The organism is Candidatus Thiosymbion oneisti, from assembly GCF_004359955.1.
Classification (GTDB): domain Bacteria; phylum Pseudomonadota; class Gammaproteobacteria; order Chromatiales; family Chromatiaceae; genus Thiosymbion; species Thiosymbion oneisti.
The window spans coordinates 103,464-122,793 of sequence record NZ_SMSC01000015.1 but is presented as its reverse complement, the minus strand read 5'-3'; the positions used below and the strand labels follow the sequence as shown (position 1 = coordinate 122,793).

At 59.3% G+C, this 19,330-nt stretch carries 20 protein-coding genes; 11 read left to right on the top strand and 9 right to left on the bottom strand.

Annotated elements, in window-relative coordinates:
* From E1958_RS10720 to E1958_RS10680, 9 genes are all read left to right on the top strand, one after another.
* Nucleotides 1-1,041: molybdopterin dinucleotide binding domain-containing protein (locus tag E1958_RS10720; protein WP_166664632.1), on the top strand; the 1,041-nt coding region annotated here is incomplete at its 5' end.
* Nucleotides 1,042-1,553: 512 nt separating this feature from the next.
* Nucleotides 1,554-1,961, top strand: a complete 408-nt coding sequence (locus tag E1958_RS20870) for a hypothetical protein (protein ID WP_207787689.1) — start codon at nucleotides 1,554-1,556, stop codon at nucleotides 1,959-1,961.
* A gap of 6 nt (nucleotides 1,962-1,967) precedes the next feature.
* Nucleotides 1,968-2,414, top strand: a complete 447-nt coding sequence (locus E1958_RS10710) for a type II toxin-antitoxin system VapC family toxin (protein WP_133511861.1) — start codon at nucleotides 1,968-1,970, stop codon at nucleotides 2,412-2,414.
* A gap of 162 nt (nucleotides 2,415-2,576) precedes the next feature.
* A complete protein-coding gene (locus E1958_RS10705; RefSeq protein WP_133511860.1) occupies nucleotides 2,577-2,855 on the top strand; it encodes an antitoxin of toxin-antitoxin stability system in 279 nt (92 codons plus the stop codon).
* 132 nt (nucleotides 2,856-2,987) lie between these two features.
* A complete protein-coding gene (napG, locus tag E1958_RS10700) occupies nucleotides 2,988-3,836 on the top strand; it encodes a ferredoxin-type protein NapG (RefSeq protein WP_133511859.1) in 849 nt (282 codons plus the stop codon).
* Nucleotides 3,837-3,955: 119 nt separating this feature from the next.
* Complete coding sequence (locus tag E1958_RS10695) at nucleotides 3,956-4,165, top strand: DUF433 domain-containing protein (protein ID WP_089723892.1); 210 nt, start codon at nucleotides 3,956-3,958, stop codon at nucleotides 4,163-4,165.
* A 372-nt stretch (nucleotides 4,166-4,537) separates the two neighbouring features.
* Complete coding sequence (gene napH, locus E1958_RS10690; protein ID WP_133511858.1) at nucleotides 4,538-5,425, top strand: quinol dehydrogenase ferredoxin subunit NapH; 888 nt, start codon at nucleotides 4,538-4,540, stop codon at nucleotides 5,423-5,425.
* A 72-nt stretch (nucleotides 5,426-5,497) separates the two neighbouring features.
* Nucleotides 5,498-5,926: a nitrate reductase cytochrome c-type subunit gene (locus E1958_RS10685; protein ID WP_133511857.1), complete on the top strand. Its 429-nt coding sequence runs from the start codon at nucleotides 5,498-5,500 to the stop codon at nucleotides 5,924-5,926.
* A 225-nt stretch (nucleotides 5,927-6,151) separates the two neighbouring features.
* On the top strand, nucleotides 6,152-6,757 hold the full coding sequence (locus E1958_RS10680) for a NapC/NirT family cytochrome c (RefSeq protein WP_133511856.1): 606 nt from the start codon (nucleotides 6,152-6,154) through the stop codon (nucleotides 6,755-6,757).
* Between the two features lie 463 nt (nucleotides 6,758-7,220).
* On the opposite strand, the gene recD2 is transcribed toward E1958_RS10680, so the two are convergent.
* The 5 genes from recD2 to E1958_RS10655 form a co-directional block, all read right to left on the bottom strand.
* A complete protein-coding gene (gene recD2, locus E1958_RS10675; RefSeq protein ID WP_133511871.1) occupies nucleotides 7,221-9,425 on the bottom strand; it encodes an SF1B family DNA helicase RecD2 in 2,205 nt (734 codons plus the stop codon).
* Between the two features lie 178 nt (nucleotides 9,426-9,603).
* The gene (locus tag E1958_RS10670; protein ID WP_341534734.1) at nucleotides 9,604-9,966 is read right to left on the bottom strand and encodes a Uma2 family endonuclease; all 363 of its coding nucleotides are present in this window, start codon (nucleotides 9,964-9,966) and stop codon (nucleotides 9,604-9,606) included.
* 193 nt (nucleotides 9,967-10,159) lie between these two features.
* Nucleotides 10,160-10,747 carry a Uma2 family endonuclease gene (locus tag E1958_RS10665; RefSeq protein WP_133511855.1) on the bottom strand — a complete coding sequence of 196 codons (588 nt, stop codon included), beginning with the start codon at nucleotides 10,745-10,747 and terminating at the stop codon, nucleotides 10,160-10,162.
* A 296-nt stretch (nucleotides 10,748-11,043) separates the two neighbouring features.
* Nucleotides 11,044-11,613, bottom strand: a complete 570-nt coding sequence (gene hybE / locus E1958_RS10660) for a [NiFe]-hydrogenase assembly chaperone HybE (RefSeq protein WP_133511854.1) — start codon at nucleotides 11,611-11,613, stop codon at nucleotides 11,044-11,046.
* The gene (locus E1958_RS10655) at nucleotides 11,606-12,133 is read right to left on the bottom strand and encodes a TorD/DmsD family molecular chaperone (RefSeq protein ID WP_243448374.1); all 528 of its coding nucleotides are present in this window, start codon (nucleotides 12,131-12,133) and stop codon (nucleotides 11,606-11,608) included. Before E1958_RS10655 ends, hybE begins: the two co-directional genes overlap by 8 nt.
* A 285-nt stretch (nucleotides 12,134-12,418) precedes the next feature.
* Here E1958_RS10655 and E1958_RS10650 point away from each other — a divergent pair, with 285 nt between their 5' ends.
* Both E1958_RS10650 and E1958_RS10645 read left to right on the top strand, forming a co-directional pair.
* Nucleotides 12,419-12,685, top strand: coding sequence for a DUF2442 domain-containing protein (locus E1958_RS10650; protein ID WP_133511853.1), 267 nt, complete (start codon nucleotides 12,419-12,421; stop codon nucleotides 12,683-12,685).
* A 57-nt stretch (nucleotides 12,686-12,742) separates the two neighbouring features.
* Nucleotides 12,743-13,690 (top strand): outer membrane lipoprotein-sorting protein, encoded by a 948-nt coding sequence (locus tag E1958_RS10645; protein ID WP_133511852.1) that lies wholly within the window; start codon nucleotides 12,743-12,745, stop codon nucleotides 13,688-13,690.
* Between the two features lie 254 nt (nucleotides 13,691-13,944).
* Here E1958_RS10645 and E1958_RS10640 read toward each other — a convergent pair whose 3' ends face one another.
* From E1958_RS10640 to cas2, 4 genes are all read right to left on the bottom strand, one after another.
* Nucleotides 13,945-15,192: a DUF1302 family protein gene (locus tag E1958_RS10640; RefSeq protein WP_133511851.1), complete on the bottom strand. Its 1,248-nt coding sequence runs from the start codon at nucleotides 15,190-15,192 to the stop codon at nucleotides 13,945-13,947.
* A 2-nt stretch (nucleotides 15,193-15,194) separates the two neighbouring features.
* Nucleotides 15,195-15,995, bottom strand: coding sequence for an outer membrane lipoprotein-sorting protein (locus E1958_RS10635; protein WP_165741772.1), 801 nt, complete (start codon nucleotides 15,993-15,995; stop codon nucleotides 15,195-15,197).
* A gap of 19 nt (nucleotides 15,996-16,014) precedes the next feature.
* Complete coding sequence (locus E1958_RS10630; protein WP_165741774.1) at nucleotides 16,015-18,321, bottom strand: efflux RND transporter permease subunit; 2,307 nt, start codon at nucleotides 18,319-18,321, stop codon at nucleotides 16,015-16,017.
* A 714-nt stretch (nucleotides 18,322-19,035) separates the two neighbouring features.
* Nucleotides 19,036-19,329 carry a CRISPR-associated endonuclease Cas2 gene (cas2, locus tag E1958_RS10625; protein ID WP_089725087.1) on the bottom strand — a complete coding sequence of 98 codons (294 nt, stop codon included), beginning with the start codon at nucleotides 19,327-19,329 and terminating at the stop codon, nucleotides 19,036-19,038.
* Between the last annotated feature and the right edge of the window lies 1 nt (nucleotide 19,330).

The following is a 19,330-nucleotide window of genomic DNA, read 5'->3' as shown; positions in this document are numbered from 1 at the left end:
ATGTATCCCGGCTGGCGCAACCCGGACAACTTCATCACCGTCTCCGACCCCTATCCGACGGTCTCCGCCCAGGCGGCGGATCTGGTCCTGCCCACCGCCATGTGGGTGGAGAAGGAGGGCGCCTACGGCAACGCCGAGCGGCGCACCCAGTTCTGGCGCGAGCAGGTCGCGGCACCGGGGGAGGCCAAGTCGGACCTGTGGCAGATCATGGAATTCGCCAAGCGTTTCAAGGCCGAGGAGGTGTGGCCCCAGGAGTTGGTCGATAAGAAGCCCGAGTATCGCGGCAAGACCCTCTACGACATCCTGTTCGCCAACGGCACGGTCGATAAATTTCCCTATGCGGGAAAAATCCTCGATGACCGCGGCAACGCATACCAAAACCACGAGAGCGAGCACTTCGGTTACTACGTCCAGAAGGGCCTGTTCGAGGAGTACCGGCGCTTCAACTCGGCGCCCGACATCCCCAAGAAGGGGCATGAAATGGCCCCATTCGACACCTACCACAAGGTCCGTGGCCAACGCTGGCCGGTGATCGACGGCAAGGAGACCCTGTGGCGTTTCCGGGGCGGTTATGACCCCCACGTGGCGGGGGACCAAACGACCGTCGATTTCTACGGCAACCCGGACGGTCGGGCCAACATCATCTTCGCCCCCTACGAGCCGCCGGCGGAGAGCCCGGACCAGGAATACGACCTGTGGCTGTGCACCGGGCGGGTGCTCGAGCACTGGCATTCGGGCTCCATGACCCGGCGCGTGCCGGAGCTCTACCGGGCCGTTCCCGACGCGGTGCTCTTCATGCACAAGAAGGACGCCAGAAAGCGCAAGCTCCGAGACGGCCAGCTGGCCAAGATCACCACCCCCCGCGGCGAAATCACGGCCCGGGTCGAGACCCGCGGACGCAACCGCCCACCGGAGGGTCTGGTGTTCATCCCCTGGTTCGACGCCTCCCGGTTGGTGAACAAGCTGATCCTGGATGCGACCGACCCCCTGTCGAAGCAGACGGATTACAAGAAGAACATCTGCAAGGTGGTCAAGGTCTGACCCGTAGGATGTGGTGAGGCTAGGCTCCGTCCCGACGCAGGGACGCGGAGGGAGCTTGGCCGAACCGCATCGAATGAATGATGAATGATGAACGAAAAGCTCAACCTCTCTCGTTCTCACGCGCCGCGTGGGAACGCCGAAGCTCCGCGCCGCCCAGAGAAACAAAAGCGCCAAGACCCGCAGCCGCTACCCTATAGCCGAACCGCAAGCGACGCATAACATGCTGGAAAGGCAAGCGAAGAACACGCACCCCGAACCGGAACCAATATAAAAAAGCACAACATTGATGTTATCCTCGCTAGCATGGCTATAATTAATTCATGCACCCTGGTTAGCACGGATAGAATATATAAAGATCTTTTATCCGCAGATTACGCAGATTCTCGCAGATTATTTTATTCTTAATCTGCGAGAATCTGCGTAATCTGCGGACAAAAAAGAAGCTGGAAGCTGTTCGTTCCATCTATTGATAGGCACGCTTCGTTTTGTACAACTTGCCAGGAGGTTAGATCATGTCCAAACAAGTCGTTTTCACCATGAAGTTGGAACCGGAACTGCGCGATACATTCATGGCTGAAGCCGCGGCCGATGATCAGCCCGCGGCCCAAGTCATGCGCGAGCTGATGCGCGATTACATCGAACAGCGCCGCCAAGTCCGTGAATACGATGCCTACCTGCACCGCAAGGTTAACGACATTCAAAGATTATTTGCCGAGGAACAAAAAGAAAAGCTGTTGCAGGCATTACAAAATTTGCAAATAATCAAGACAACAATCGAACAACCACCGACCAAGCAGTCGAAATGGGCAGAAATAACCAAAAGAGTCGAGAATGACTCTGTTCATTTAGAGGGTTATTCCGAACAACTAAAAAGAGACATGAAGGACTTCAGGGATAACTTCGAATTCGACCACGACTAATGAAACATGAATTATCTTTTGGACTCCAATGTTGTTTCGGATTTCTACGACAAGAATTCTTCGGACCACGACGCAATAGCGCATCGATTAGGCAGCTTGAACGATGAGGATCGAGTATTTATCTCTATTATCACATTGTACGAACTGGAATATGGATACAACAATGCTCCTGAAGATAAAAGATTTGCTATCCGAAAGAAAATTAATGAGGCCAAGGAAGATTTTGGCATTTTACCCCTGACAATAAAAGGTTCGATGCTTTTTGGTAGACTTAAGAAATCTTTGGTCAATAAACGAAATCTGAAAAAAGGAAGCGCAAAAAAGCACAACATTGATGTTATCCTCGCTAGCACGGCTATAATTAATTCATGCACTCTGGTTAGCGCGGATAGAATATATACTGAAATCAAACAACAAGAACCGAGACTGAAGATAGACAATTGGATGATTTAATTGTCTCTGGAGCGTGAGAACGAGCCAATGAGTGATGAGCGCAATAGTAAAAATTATTGCGCATTCGGTTTCCATCTGCGGACAAAAAAGAAGCTGGAAGCTGTTCGTTCCATCTATTGATAGGCACGCTTCGTTTTGTATAACTTGCCAGGAGGTTAGATCATGTCCAAACAAGTCGTTTTCACCATAAAGTTGGAACCGGAGCTGCGCGATACATTCATGGCTGAAGCCGCGGCCGATGATCAGCCCGCGGCCCAAGTCATGCGCGAGCTGATGCGCGGTTACATCGAGCAGCGCCGCCAGGCCCGTGAATACGATGCCTACCTGCGTCGTAAGGTCGAAGTGGCACGCGCCGACAAAACCGCCGGGCGCGGCTTTTCCAATGAGGACATCGAAGCCGAGTTCTCCGCTGCTCGTGATGAGCTAGGGCAGGTGGTATGAGGGTTTTTACTGTACCGCATTAGAACCACGGATGGACACGGATAAACACGAATTATGATCCGTGTTTATCCGTGTCCATCCGTGGTTCTTCGGTGCGGTTCGTTTGAGAACGCCTCCTAGTTGGCAGCGCTAATGGCAATCATCAAACAATCAGGGATCACCCGCCGGCGGGTGTTGGGCGATCTGTTCAAGACCGCCTGTGGCGTCGGGCTGTTCGGCCTGGGCCTGGGTCTCTATTCCAGCCGGGCCTCGTCGCTACCCGCATATGCTATCCGGCCGCCGGGGGCGATCCCGGAGGATGCCTTCAACGGGGCCTGCATCCGCTGCGGACTCTGCGTGCGCGATTGCCCCTACGACATCCTCTATCTGGGTCGGGTCGGCGAGGACATTCCGACTGGAACCCCATATTTCATCGCCCGCCAAGGGGCCTGTGAGATGTGCGAGGACATCCCCTGCGTAGTGGCCTGTCCTACCAATGCCCTGGACCACGTGCTGACGGACATCAATGCCGCGCGCATGGGGCTCGCGGTGCTGGTGGACCAGGAGAGCTGTATCGCCTTCCAGGGCCTGCGGTGCGAGGTCTGCTATCAGGTCTGTCCCATCAAAGACCAGGCTATCACCCTGGACCGGCAGCACAACGAACGCTCGGGAAAACATGCCCTCTTCATCCCTGTCGTTCACTCGGAACACTGCACCGGCTGCGGTAAGTGCGAGCAGGCCTGCATCCTGGAAGAGGCCGCCATCAAGATACTGCCGCACCACTTGGCCAAGGGCGAGCTGGGCCGGCACTACCGGCTGGGCTGGGAGCAGCAGGCACAATCCGGCGGCCCCCTGGTCAGCCCGGACCCGGAGCACCAGTACCACCTGCCCCCAGGCATGGAGTACGACCATGCCGGGGAGGGCCTGATCAGAGAGAGCGGTGCCGCGACGCCTTTCTCCGACAACCCTTTGGATGTCCTCAACCAGCAGGGACCACCCTAGAAAGAGCGCCTTTTTTAGCCGCAAATGAACGCGAATAAACGCAAATCGGTTGCAACCGGTTCACCACCAGCGATGGTTCTCGGGTCCATGCTGTCCACTTTAGAAATACCGCCAGGACTATGAAGAAAAGCGCCATCACATCCGATCGCCACATCATGGGGGGAACTCCCGTTTTCAGAGGGACGCGGGTGCCGGCTGCAACCCTGATCGATTACCTCGAAGCCGGAGACTCGATCAACGACTTCCTTGAGGGCTTCCCCACGGTTACCCGAGAACAGGTGATCCAGTTCCTCGAGGAGGCCAGGGAGAAGATCCTTGTCCCAGCGTAGAGTTCTCTTGGCAGAAAAAGATGAGGCTCTTTATGGATTCCGGACTGCCAACGATCATGGAAGGGTTCCACCGGGCGTTTTGGAGTGCGGCGGCAATTTCACCCCGATGCTTACCGGAACCTACAGCGCGAGGCATAAGCAGAGGGTCGGCCAAGTGGCACCATCCTGCCGCCGCTTTGGATTGGACCACGCATCCGTCCCCAACACAGGTGTTGCGGCCAGAGGAAAGCGCCGTCGCCGCGGCGCGGGTGGAACCTCAGTGCCCGGATTTCCGGCCAACGCCGCTGGTATCCCCCGTGGCTGAGGTTCGATGCGGTCGTGCCGCTTTGCCGGCGCACTCCAAAGCAGTCCAGAATCCATAAAGAGCCACAAATGATTCCCAATCTGTTCCAAAGCCAGATCAAGGCCCACCGCTGGCTGATCGCCCGGCGCCTGAGCCAGGTCGGCGTGCTGGTCCTGTTCCTGTTGGGTCCGACCAGCGGGATCTGGGTCGTCAAGGGCAATCTGTCCGCCAGTATGACCCTGGGCGTGCTGCCTCTGACCGATCCCTTCCTGCTGCTCCAGTCCGTCCTCTCGGGTGGCCTGCCGGTGACGAGCGGGATCGTCGGCGCGCTCATCGTGCTGGTCTTCTACGCCCTGGTGGGCGGGCGGGTGTTTTGCTCCTGGGTGTGTCCGGTGAATCCGGTCACCGACGCGGCGGCCTGGCTCCGGCGACGCTTCGACCTGCGTGGCAACAGCGCCCTGTCGCGCAATCTGCGCTATTGGCTCCTGGGGCTGGCGCTGCTGTTTCCCCTGCTCACCGGCGTCCTGGTTTGGGAGTACATCAATCCGGTGTCCATGTTCCAGCGGGGCCTCATCTTCGGGATGGGCTGGGCCTGGACGGTCATCCTGGCCCTGTTCCTGTTCGACCTGTTCATTGCCAAGCACGGCTGGTGTGGTCGGCTGTGCCCCATGGGGGCCTTCTATGGACTGATCGGCAGCGGCTCGATCCTGCGGATCTCCGCGGCTGCTCGGGACCGGTGCGATAATTGCATGGATTGCTTCGAGATCTGCCCGGAGCCCCAGGTCATCAAGCCCGCGCTCAAGGGTGCCGCCGAGGGCGTCGGTCCGGTGATCCTGGATCGCAACTGTACCAATTGCGGGCGCTGTATCGAGGTCTGCCCCCAAGGCGTCTTCCGCTTCGGGACTCGGATGAATAATCAATGGAACCACGAAACTGCATTAAAACCACGGATGAACACGGATGAACACGGATTGTGATCCGTGTTTATCCGTGTCTATCCGTGGTTCTTCGTACTAGGCCCGTTTACAACCGAGGTAATCGAGAACGAGATGAACAAGACCACAGCAATACTGAGCCTGTCCCTTGCCGTTGTTGGTCTGGGCGGGGCAATGCCTACGTTTGCGGTCGATTCTCTGCGTGGCGCCGCCATCGAAGCGATGTCCACGCCGCCAGCAAAGCGGAAGGTCGATGTGGTCGAGGGCGGTATCGAGCGCACCTTTGAGCAGCAGCCGCCTTTGATCCCTCACAAGATCGAGAACTATAGGCTCAACCTGCGCCAGAATGGTTGCATGAGGTGCCACAGCAAGGCGGCGGCTGAGAAGGAGAACACCAAGCCACCCTCCGCGAACCATTTCGTCGATCGCGACGGCAAGGAGCTAGCCAAGCTCTCTTCGCGGCGTTACTTCTGCACCCAATGCCACATGGTGCAGATAAAAGGCGAGCCGCTGGTCGAGAACAGCTTCCAGGGTCTCAAGTAATACCCAAAGCCGCCCACAAACGAGATAACAGAGGTACAAGAGGTGGTAGTGGTAAATTTTTAAATGGTTAACGTAAAGCGGTTCATTATGCCCCATTTCTTTATTTGATCCCCTCTCCCCGGCCCTCTCCCAGAGGGAGAGGGAGTGCAGCTTGTGGCGTGCCCAACACACTGCTATCGGCGATGTTTCTATTTAAACCTTAACCACTACCCAAGAGGTTTCGTCATGCCTGAAGACAAACCAAAGAAAGGCAAGCGCACGGTTACGGTCCTGCTGACCGGCATCGTCCTCGGCATCGTCCTCTGGAGCGGCTTCAACGCCGGGATGGAGGCCACCAACACGGAGACCTTCTGCAGCACTTCCTGCCATGAGATGGAGGTAAATGTCTATCAGGAATACATGGACACCAATCATTACGTCAACCGCACCGGGGTACGGGCTACCTGTCCCGATTGTCACGTGCCGCAGGAGGGAATCCCCAAGTTTGTCCGCAAGCTCCAGGCCAGTAGAGAGGTTTACCACCACTTGTTGGGCACCATCGATACCCCCGAGAAATTCGACGCCGAACGCATGGAGCTGGCCAGACACGTTTGGCGTGCCATGAAGGAGACCGACTCCCGCGAATGCCGTAACTGCCACGAATCCCTGTCTATGGATTACGACAAGCAGGAACCGCGCAGTGTCAAGCGTCACGAACAGGCCGAAGAGGAAGGTCTGACCTGTATCGACTGCCACAAAGGCATTGCCCACCGCCTACCGGCGGAATATGACCCGGAGCAAGACATCCCCGGCGAGAGCATTTACTACGACGAGGCCAATACATCGCTTTAACGCAACCCACCCATAGGTCGCCCAACCTGCTACCTGCCTGCGCGGACCTCGCGTCGGGTGCAGGATGCGGTGAGCGCCTGCCGACCGCCCCAGGGATGCCTGCCCGTACCGCCACCGGAGACAGGGGGACAGTTGTCAGTTATTCAGAGGGGTATTCCACGGCTAGTCGTCGCAGTCTCATTGAAGCCGTAGGGCGGGACAGGCCAGGGATGGCCACCATCCGCCGTATTCCTGCTCCCTGACAACTGCCCCCTGAACCCTGGATTCTGCGCCCAACATGCGGTTTCAGCCTACCTGGTGGGCTACGGGCTATGGAGCAGTCCAAGCCCGGATTGAGCATGGGGAAAGAAGCATTTTTTATCCATAGATTACGCAGATTTTCACAGATTATTTCATTCTCCATCTGCGGAAATCTGCGTAATCTGCGGATTAAACAGCGCCTGCCGACCGCTTTCTCCTCCGGTTAGCTGTCAAGTGCCTGCAACCGTTGGCGCAGCTTGGTCAGGCGCTTGACGGACAGCTCGCGTTTAACCGCTAACCCTAAAGCCTTGGTCTGGGCGATCAGGACCACCAGCCGTTTGCCACGGGTCACGGCCGTGTAGAGCAGGTTGCGCTCCAAGAGCGTGTAGTGTTGGGTCGCCAAGGGGATGACGACCGCCGGATACTCCGAGCCTTGGCTCTTGTGTATCGTGGTGGCGTAGGCAAGGGAGATTTCGTCCAGCTCACCCAGCTCGTATTCCACCTGGCGACCGTCGTACTCGACCGCCACGAGTCCCTCCTCCTCGTCGATTCTCTGAATGCGGCCAATGTCGCCGTTGAAGACCTCCTTGTCATAGTTGTTGACCGTCTGGATGACCTTGTCTCCCGGCGCGTAGGTCCAACCGAAACGGGTGATCCTGGGGTGGGTATCGGCATTCAGGCGCTGCTGCAGCTCCAGGTTGAGGGAGCGGGCACCTAGACCACCTTGGTTCATGGGAGTCAAGACCTGAATGTCGGCGACGGGGTCCAGGCCGAAGCGCTTGGGAATCCGTTCGATGGTCACCTGCAGCAACCGATCATGGATGAGCTCCGGGGTTTCGCAATCGATGCGGTAGAAATCGCTGTCCGGTCCTTGGCGGTCCGGACGCTCGGGCATACGGCCCTGGTTGATCCGATGGGCATTGACGACGATCCGGGACTGGGCCGCCTGACGGAAGATCTCTGTCAGTCGGACTGTGGGCACCGCACCGGAGCCGATCATGTCGGCCAGCACCGACCCCGGTCCCACGGCAGGGAGCTGATCCACGTCGCCTACCAATAACACCGCCGCATGGTTGGGGATCGCCCGTAGGAGCTGGTTCATCAGGACCAGATCCACCATGGAGACCTCGTCGACGACCACCAACTCGGCCGCCAGGGGCCTGTACTGGTCCCGCCTGAAACCCATGATCCGGGGATCGAACTCCAGCAGCCGATGGATGGTCTTGGCCTCGGTGCCGGTGGATTCCGCCAGCCGCTTGGCCGCCCGCCCGGTCGGCGCACACAGGCGCACGGAGACCCCCTTTGCCTGCAGAATGCGCAGGATGCTATTGACCACTGTGGTCTTGCCGACCCCGGGGCCACCGGTGATGATGGTAATTTTGCCGTTGATCGCGGCGGCCACGGCGGCGCGCTGGGAATCGGATAGCTCCAATCCTGTCTGGCGTTCCATCCAGGGGATGGCGCCTTGGGGATCGATCCGACCCCAGATCGGCGGATCGCGCTGCAAACGGCGGAGGCCCATGGCAATTCCCCGCTCGGCCCGCTGCAAGGGGGTGAGAAAGAGCGCAGGTCGCCCCTCGATCTCCTCGGCGACCAGGTTTTCCGCCTCGAGCTCCGCGGCGATGGCCTGCTCGATGACGGGGGCGGGAATCTCCAGCAGCTTGCACGCCGACTCGGCTAACTGATCCCGATAGGCGGCGCAGTGACCGTCTGCGGCGATCTCCTGCAGCACATGGCGCACCCCGGCCTGGGCGCGGATGAGCGAGTCGTGGGGGATACCGAGTCGGTGGGCGATGGCATCGGCGGTCTTGAAGCCGATACCGTGGATATCGAGTGCCAGCCGGTAGGGGTTCTCCCGGACCTTCTCGACCGCCGCGTCCCCATAGGTCTTGTAGATGCGCACGGCCCGCGCCGTGCCGACCCCATGGGACTGGAGGAAGACCATGATCTCCCGGATCACCTTCTGCTCGGCCCAGGCCCGGGTCACCCGTTCCTTGCGCTTGGGGCCGATGCCTTCGAGCGTGAGCAGTCGGTCCGGGTTGTCCTCGATGACATCGAACACCCGTTCGCCGAAGGCCCCCACCAGCTTGTGGGCGAAGTGGGGACCGATGCCCTTGACCATGCCCGAACCCAGATATTTCTCGATGCCGTCCAGGGTGCTGGGCGGAATCACCCGCAGATTCAGGGCCTTGAACTGGAGCCCGTGGCGGTAGTCGTTGACCCAGGTGCCATCGCATTCGATGTACTCGCCCGCGGTGACGGTGGCCGCCGAGCCGACCACGGTCACCAGCTCCCGTTGTCCGCGTACCTTGACGCGCAACACGCAGAAGCCGCTTTCCTCGCTATGGAAGGTGACCCGCTCGACCGCCCCGGCCAGGCGTTCGGACGGAGCGCCTGCGGGGGTTCCGGGGGGAGGCGGGTAGATCATCTCCGGCATGGAATGATGAATGCGGAATGATGAGCGATGAATGGGAAGCAGCTTGCCACTTCATCATTCCGCGTTCATCACTCGTCATTCATCACGACCTTGTCGTAGATCTCGGCCAACGCCAAGGTGCAATCCAGACTCTCCAGGGGAACCTGATCCTCCAGCCCCCTGTAGTCCGTCAGGGTCCAGCGATCGTGGAGTCGGAGAGGACCTCGACGATCAGACCGGGGTTGAGCAGGACATCCCGCCGGTCGTCCAGGAGCTCCGGTTCTCCGCAATGGGCGACCAGACCCGGATACTTGCCCGCGTTGGCGGAGCGGATGATGACCTTCATGTCATTGACATAGACTTGGCAAGGACGTCCCTTGAACTGGATGCTCAGCTCACTGCTGATGTTCACAACGATAATGTTGTGCTCCAGGCTCGCACCGGCCATGGCGAAGACCTCGCCATTGAGGTATTCGCTGCGCCCTTCCAGATCGGCGCGCTCACCTTCCAGCCAATCCTCAAGGCTCAAAAAGGGCTTGGGTTGCAGGGACATAGAATCAGCTCCGGTATCAGGGTGAGTAATAACGTCCTTGACTATCCGCAGATTACGCAGATTGTCGCAGATGCCTGTGTTCTTTGATGTGCAATCCGCGAAATCCGCGGATTCATAACGCTCACGTGACCGAGGTCCCTGATGCAGGAGCGGCGGTGGGCACAGCCCACCCTACCCTGCGCAATCTGCAGATTCACAACGCAACCGTTGCGAGCTCGACCTTGTCGTAGATCTCGGCCAACGCCAAGACACAATCCAGGCTCTCCAGGGGAACCTGGTCCTCCAGCCCCGCATAGTCCGTCAGGGTCCAGTGGTCATCTGCGCCGCGCCGGTAGCGTTCCACCCGGACCCGGGCCTGGGAGACCAACAGATACTCCCGCAGGCTCGGGATGCGGCGGTAGAGGGCGAACTTATCTCCCCGGTCGTAGGCCGCCGTGGAGTCGGAGAGCACCTCGACGATCAGGCTGGGATTGAGCAGGACATCCTGGCGGTCGTCCAGGAGTTCCGGTTCTCCGCAATAGGCGATCAGATCCGGATACTTGCCCGCATTGGCGGAGCGGATGATGACCTTCATGTCGTTGGCATAGACCTGGCAAGGGCGTCCTTTCAGCTGGGTGCGCAGCTCACTGCCGATGTTTATGACGATGGCATTGTGCTTCATGCTTGCTCCAGTCATGGCGAAAACCTCGCCATCCAGATATTCGCTGCGCCCTTCCAGATCGGCGCGCTCACCTTCCAGCCAATCCTCGAGGCTCAAAAAGGGCTTGGGTTGCGGGTACATGGAATTACCTCCGGTAGTGGGATGCGTAGACCTAAGGCGTATTGATATTTGGAAGGTCCGCACAGCGGACCCTACAGTCAATCAAATGGTTAGGGTAGGGTCCGCTGTGCGGACCGCTTGAGCATTGCGGCTACCTAACATATGAGAAGCAAACGGTTAGTTAAATGTCAACAGGACCTATTAACGAATGGCATTGGGTTCCCGATGCAGAGGCGGCGGTGGGCACAGCCCACCCTACCCTGCGTAATCTGCGGATAAAAGGATACGGCAATCCCCGGTGAGATAGGTGAACGAGCTCAGCTTGTTCCATCCCCAGGACCCGTGAAGCGTCGCAACAGCTCCCGGCGCGAGATTTCCTTCTGCAGGGGACAATCGCGCTTGGCCTGCATCATGTTCTCATCGCGGGTACGGATGACCTGGTTCCAGGCCGTGAAGACCGCATCTGCGGTCTCGTATGGGCTCAGGTCCAGACAAATGGGTTGGAGTAGGTAGTGGCCGAGTCGGTGATGGTAGTTGAGATGGGCCTGTTGGGGCTGGGTCAGCAGGTCGAAGCTCAGATTCGGACCCAAGACCAGATAGGGGGCATTGCAACGCTCTCGGGCGGACCAACCGGGCGGGACCTCCAACTCGGGCGGCTCGTCCGGGAACAGCAACCGGGCGAGCATCCAGGGCGTGAGCAATAGCAAGACGCGCCAGGTATCGATCCGACGCAAGGCCCGGATCATCACCGGCAAGGCGAGCTTCAGCATGGGGTCCCCGGCCAGCTGCTCCCGCAAGAGACCCTTATGGACTTCGAGCACGGCTTGCTCCAGATCGTCGTCCGCCGTCAGCTCGGGAGGCAGGCCCTGCCAACCAGCATTACTCATGGTCCGGAGACTCCGGAATCAGGGCCCCGATTTGCCGGCCCAGGACACGGTAGAAATCGAGCCCGGCGTGGTCGACGAGATCACGGGCGAAGCGGGGGACCCACAACGCCAGATGTTCCTCCGTCAGCTCCCTGAGCAGCTCATCCCTACCGGTCTCCTTGAGGTAGGCCGCGCACTCGAGCAGGGTGCCCAGGTAATCCGCCGGTACATCCATGGCCTGGAGTCCTGCGCGCCGGTAGAGGTCCGCCAATTCGCTCGCGGAGACGCCGACCATGGTCCCTTGGCGGTAAGCGGATTCGTAGGGTGGACATGGGAGCTTGGGGTAGGCACTGATGAACAGTCGGGTGTGCTCGGCCTGCCAGTGCTCCAGGGGTATCCGCTCCAGCTCCGGCAGGGAAGGCTCCAGCCAGGGGGCCTGTGGTCGCATGTCTCGCAACGCATCCAGGGCATCATCTTCCGGCATAGCCAGCAAGGCGGCAAGGATGCGAAGTTGGTTTGGATCCGTGCTCGCAAGGGTCAAGGATTCAACTCCCGCTGTTGACTTAGTAGGTGTGCCGGTCCGGACAGCAGCCGTCGAAACCGGCAGGGAGGGCGACAGTGAACGAGCTTACGACAATTGGACCGGATCTGGCAAAGAACGGCTTCCATCTCAGTCAGGCGCTGTCTTCCGATTGTATCCCACAGTGATCGCGGTAATAATGATAAATTGGTTTTTGCGCGATCGATGACAAGAAACGAGAGGTAAAGCAATGGAAATCGAGAAAGAACCTGAAGGAAATCGAATCGATTATAGAGGCGAACCACGATGAGCTCATCGGTGCATGGAAAGAATACTTCAGGCGTTGAGGTTACCAATATTTCAGCACACGGGGTGTGGCTATTGACCCATGATAGGGAGCTGTTCATGTCATATGAAGATTTTCCATGGTTCCAAGAGCAAACGGTTAAATCTATCGTTAATGTTGAAGAACGAGCACCGGGCCATTACTACTGGCCCGATATCGATGTTGATTTATCTCGAGAAATAATCGAGCATCCTGAGCGCTTTCCTTTGCACGCGAAAATCGCATAACAACACCGGTTCTTGCGTAGACCACCCAACAAACGACTGCCGGAGGAGAAACCGATCATGCTGCGTATCCGTGCCTTGGTAATCTGCGCCCTATCCATGCTGCTTGCGCCCATGTCCCAGGCGGCGACCCTAATCGACAAGCATCTGCCCTACCCGCAGGGGAAGCCGAGCGCGGAGCAGATCGCCGAGCAGGTCTTCTTCGTCAACCAGTTTCACGTCTATGACCGCTACGCGATCGTCAAATCCGGCAAGAGCATAACGGTCATCATCAATAAGCCCAAGGGCTCACGACCCACCACCCTGACCGTTGAACGCTACAAACGGAACGATTGGTCAGACCCGAAGATCCGCTCCAAAGAGGTCGCTATCTTTCGCTCGGGCAAGCTCAAGGGAACCGGCATGCTGATCGTAGACTATGCGGACGATTCGAAACCACAGTCCTATTCCATCTGGTTACCCGCGCTGCGCAAGATCCGGCGCTTCGCCCAGCCGCCCCATGACGACGCCTGGGGGGGAACCGACTTCACCTTCGGCGACGTCATCCTGCGCAAGCCCTTCCATGAAACCCACCAGCTGGTGGGTACGGAAACCTTCAAGGATTGTCTGGGCACCATTCCCGGCGTCAAGGTCAAATGGCTCCCCAATCCCCCGGCCTCGTCCTGCAAACCCAAAGGCAAGCAGGTCTACAAGCTGAAGAGCACCACCAAGCGTAAGAACTGGTGGTACGACCACCGGATCGGCTATGTGGACGTCGAGACCTTCGCCGACTACCGCACCGAATATTTCAAAGGGGGCAAAAAGGTAAAAGTCATCGACCGGGACTGGGTGAGTGCGGGGAAGCGCGACCCCCGGGCCCTGTACTGGGGTTACTGGTACGGCAAGAATCTGAAGACCGGACATGAAACCTGGGCGGTCGTTCCGCGCAGCGTAAACCGGATCGACGGCCAAGTCGCCAAGCCGGACGATTTCTGGAGCAAGAAGAGCCTGCGCAAGATCAAGCGCTGATTCTGTAAGCCGGGTGTGATGGGCACGCTTCGCTTTGTGGGTAGTGGTAAACTTATAAGTGAAAAAGTAGCGCGATTCATCTTTTTGATCCCCTCTCCCCAACCCCTCTCCCGGCGGGAGAGGGTAAGAGACATTAGCCACTACCCATATATTAAATGTCCACAGCACCTAAGCGGTCCGCACAGCGGACCCTACAGTCAATCAAGTCGTTAGGGTAGGGTCCGCTGTGCGGACCTGCTAAATGTCAACACGCCCTAAAAGGCATAGCGCACCGTCGCGTAGAGGTTGTCGTCGTCTCCGAGGGCGCCGAATTGTCCAGCGCGATCTCCTACGAACAGGTTCGCGCCCACCTCCCCCCACAGGGCATCGCTGAAGGTGTAGCGCACGGACGGGATGATATATCCGTCGTGTTCGCTCAGGCCCCAGAAGGCGAAGAGACCGAGGCGTAGTGTCTGGTGGATGTGGAACTGGGTGAAGCGCAGGGTCGCCACCGTGCGTAGCTCGTCGCGCCGCGGAAACCCCTCCGGCAGGGCACGTCGGTAGGCATCATAGTGATGCATCCACTCGGCGTAGGCCTGCAGTCCCAAGGTCGTGTCCTCTGCGACTTGACGGCTGTAGCCGACCAGGAACCGCGTCTGGCTGTTCTCTATGGCGGGACGGGTTCCGTCGCGATCCTCAATGGAGTCGTAATAGCCCGTCTCCAGGCTGAGCACGCCGCTCCCCAACGAACCCGAGAGGCTGGCCCCGTAGGCGTTCATGCGCGGGTATTGGCCTCGCCACTGTCCACCGGCCCGGCCCCCTTCCTGACTGAGTGCCGGGGCGCGGTAGTGAGTATGGGAAAAATAGAGCGCGGCATCCCAACTGCCGAAGTGGCGCGAGGCGCGAAGGCTGGCCTCGAGACCCGAGGGTTCGTCCAGGGCAGTCGGGATGTCCGGACCGGGCAGGACGAAGCGATCCCGATCCGGCAGCCGATCCTTGCGGAAATCGGCCAGCACGAGCTCCAGATCGGAAAACTCCGGGAACAGATCAAGGCGCACGGCGTTGCTGCCGAGCTTGAGATATTCCAGTGGAAGACCACCGAAGAAGGACACCCAGTCTTTGGGAAAGGTATCATTGATGAACAGCAGGTCCGCCACTCCCCAGGTGACCACCTGGCGGCCGACACGCACCGTGAAACGCTCGGCATTGTAGTCGGCGTGCAGCTTCCGGACATCCAGCTCTAAGTTGCCCAGGGCGGCATCGTGCAACAGGTCCAGCTTTGCGGCATAACCCAGCGCATCCTCGAGGCCATCCCCCTCTGTCTTGAGCTGCAGGCGCTGCTCGTTGTAAGGCCAGCTGCAGGTGGTCCGCGGGGCGCACTCCACACTGCCCAGCCGGGCTGCGGCATGGGCCTGGACGAATCCGTGTATCTCCGGCAACCGGTCGGTTACGGCGGCGGGCGCGGTTGTCCCCCAGGCCAGAACGGATAGGGTCCCGAACAGCGCAATGCCGGTTGTCCGCACCCTTATCTGATCCACTGTTTGGGCGGGCGCTGGAGGTAGCGCTTGCTGAACAGGTCCTTGCCTAGCCCGATGTCGTAACTCACCTGGTTGAACACCACCTCGGTGCGGTGGCCACTCTGGGCATCGCGCATGGTCCTACGCATGACGGTCCAGTGACCTCCCACCTGCCGCACTGCGTCGGCCGTAAAGGTGCGCAGCAACTTGCCGCGTCCGTCGTAATATTCCTCCTTGAGCGGTAGGTCCCGCTCCCGGTCGATCCAGGTCAGGCGGCGGACGTAGTCCAACTTAGCCTTCGGAACGCTCTCGATACGATAGACAGGGCGGCCGCTCAGGGTCCCCTCCCCTTGCAGGCGGTGCCTTTCGTCCCCAACCTCGCGTCCCGAGATGTCCTCATAGGTGAAATCGGAGCCGACGAAGGAGGATCGCTTGTCGTCAGCGGCGATGTGTCGCACCAGCTCGATGGAGGGAATGAAGATCCAGCGGTCGTCCTCTCGTGCCGGGTACTTCCAAACCATGAAGGCGGTGCCTTTCACGTCGGCGGGGGCATGGAAGTAGAGGTAGTAGCGCTGCTCCCCCCCGCTTCCCAGGTTCTTGCGCAGCATGGTCATTTCCCGCTTGCGTTCCTTGCCCCGGGCATTCACGAGCCGCATGCTTATCCGGGCGCGCTGATCCTTCCCGGCATAGTAAAAGGCCTGGAGGGAGCGCGCCACGATTTCCTCTGCGGAAGGCTGGGCCCGCACACCGGCGGCCCATGCGAAGGTGAGGACAACTGCAAGCCCGATGGTTATGGTTATGGATCGCATGGTGACACCGATACCTCCCTCAGGTGGTTTTGGCCTGCCACAGTCGGCCATGGGTAAGCTTCAACAGCCCCGGCAGAAGCCCCAGGGCCGTAAGTGCGCTGAACACCATCAGCAGGGCAAAGAATACCCCGACCGTCTGGTAGGGACCGAGGGGCGAGAGCACCATGGGCGAAAAGCCTACGGCGATTACCAAGGCATTGCGCACGATGGCCCGGGCCGTCTCGCCGAAGACTACGTCGTTGGCGGCACCGAGATCCCCACCGAGCCGTGCCAGGTTGCTCCGGTAGCGCTGCACGAAGTGAATGGCGAAATCGATGGATAGCCCCAAAGTAAGGGCCGAGCAGACCGCCATGGGCATGTCATACTCCTTGCCCATGAAGGCGGCGAGGCCATAGGAGAGGATGATGGCGAAGGTCAGCGGTAGCATCGACAGGAAGCCCAGGCTCAAGGAGCGGAAAAGGAGTGTCATCAGTACGAACACGGCAACGAAACCTCCGAGCACCGCTTTCGCCATCCCCACGACCATCTGGTCCTGCCAAACCTTGTTGATGTAGGTAAGGCCGGACCAGCGCACATGAATGCTGGGGGGTGGCGGTTCAGTCCGAAGGTGCTCTGCCACGCGGTCCGCCACCCGTGCCATATCCAGGTTGTCCCCTGTCCGCATCTGTACCCAGATGTTGGCGACGCGATAGCCGTAATCGACCAGATTGTCGAGGTCCCCGACACCACCTGCCGTCTCGTACAGGAACAGGTACTGGGCCAGCTCGTCCACCCGCTCCGGGATGCGCCGGTACTGCGGGTCGGCGTCGTGGACCACGTAGCTCACCTGCTTGACCACGTCAGCCAGGGAGGAGGTCTTGCCCACTTTCGGATCGGCCTCCAGAATGTGTTGCAGCCCCTCCAGGAAGGTCATGACCTCGGGCCTTTTGATGGCGCCGGGCTGCTCGCCCTCGATCAACAGATAGGCCATGTAGGTACCGCCGAACCGGCGGTTCATCACCCGGTCGGCTACCCGCAGTTCGTGATCCTCCGGAAACCAAGCCACCGGGTTGTCGTTGACCACCGTGCGTGACACTCCCAAAAAGCCGAGGCCGAGGATCAGGGCGGCAGCCAGGGCCACCGGCACGGCCCGGCTGAAAGCAAAGCGGCCGAACCCCCGGAGCATCCCGCCGAACCACCCGTCCCGAGCGTCCATGTAACCGATGACCGCCTGCAATCTGTCCTCGCGGATCAGCACAATAGAGGCGGGAACGATAATTATGGTGAGCAGGAAGGCGGCCAGGATACCGAAAGCAACAAAGGCACCGAAAACCTGCACCGGCGGAATGTCGGCCAGCATCAGGGACGCGAAGCCGGCGGCCGAGGTTACCGAGGTATAGAGCATAGGGGTGTAGAGCGCTTCGATGCTCTCACGCAAGGCCCGCCGCCGATCCTGGAGCTGTGGATAGCGGTCGTAGAAATCGCTCAGGACATGCACCGAGTCGAGCACCGCTATCGGCATCAGAAACACCGGGATCATGCTGGACATGATGTGAACCGTGTAACCCATACCGATCAAAAGCCCCATGCCCCAAACCACGGTAAACATGGCCACGACCATCACCGGCAGCACCAGCGTGAGCTTGCGGAACACGAGCCACAACAACACGAACAGGAGCCCCCCGCTGGCCGGCGATACGATCCCCATCTGGCGGAACATCTCGATGCCGAAGCTGTCTTCGGCGATGGGCAACCCCGCCAGGTGGTAACGCTGCGACGGGGCCAACTCCTCGTCCAGAATGATGCGCACTTCCTCGCCGATGCGCGCCGCCTGGTCCTTGCGCTCGATGGGGATGTAGATCGCAAGGGCGGAGCCGTCACGGGAAGCCAGCTTGTCTTGGAACAAAGGGTTGTCCGAGATGGCGATGCGCAGGGCCTCGAGGTCCGCTGCTTGCTCCGGAACTCCTTTCATCACCGGCTGCACTTTGAGTAGACCGCCACTGGCGCGTACATCGTCGGTGGTGGTGAGGCTGATCAGATCCGCTGTAATCACGCCGTCGATACCCAAGAGCCGTTCCACCACCCGCGCCACCCGGGCCAGGGCTTCGGTCCGGAACATCCCGGTCTCGTCCGTAATACCGAGCATGATCAGGTCGTGGATACCGAACTCCTGCTTGGCCCTTTTGTACAGCACCCGGTCCGCCTGATCGGCGGGCAGCATGTTCTCGGGGTCCGTATCGATGTGAATCCGCGGAAACTGAATACCGAAGACCAGGGTGATCAATAGCGCCAACAGGAGGGCGGACTTCGGATAGTCCATAGCGAGCCATATCAGTCGTTTCAACATTGCACAATATCCTCCCCGGTTTAACATACCTCGGTAGTGGCTAATGTATAAGTGATAACATGACCAACGGTACTGGCTACTATGTCCGAACGCCACCTGCAGGCCGTGCAGTCGCTCGCTGCTTCAATGAGGCCGCGGCGATTAGCCGCGGAATACTGCGTATACGGAGGTACACGATAGAGACCAGTAAGCCGCTTCAATGAGGCCGCGGCGATTAGCCGCGGAATACAACTAGGATGGACCAGAATACAAACAAGATGGGCGAAGCTTCAATGAGGCCGCGGCGATTAGCCGCGGAATACGGCCCGCGCGGCAGCCCTTTTTTGCCGCGTCTTGCCGGGCCGTTTTCGAAGGCTTGTGGCGAAGCGGTGCGAGCAGGCTTCAGGATACCCAACGAGCCTTTGAATTATAAGCCAATTACCTGATTTTTAAAGAGCGATTTTCTGCGAGCGCTGTCCGAGGTTGCGGGTACTACCGGCGTGCTCGCAGCGGCTCGGCAATGCTATGGGACCTTGAAGAATCCCATCCTGATGATTTTCCGATACGGCGTCGCACAACGCATTTTTTGAGTGCCGTGCCGGTTCATGGACTCAGCGGGCATGGACCGGATCGGGCATCCTGGCCCCACCAGGTCTACAGGGTCCACCCCATCCACGACGGCTACCCCGAACGGACCAGGTCGGACAGCCCGATCCAGCCAGCTACCTTGGGTCCTCAAACGATAACCGGCTCGTGCTCGATCGGGGTGAAATCCGCTTTCCCGAGACTGACGACTCGGGGCACCACCTTATCCGCTACCCCGAGGTCAAGCAGCATCACGTGGTCTTCGGAATGATGGATCATGGCGTCGAGCAGGGCAATCAATTCGGCGTGTTGAATAGGGGTCAGCCGGCACTGGAAGACGGAGAGCTGGAGCCATTCGCCGTAGCCTTTCATGAGCTTGAAGATCCGGCGCCAGCGGCCTTGATCCGAGATGTCGTAGGTGACGATGTAGAGCCTTTGGTCCATG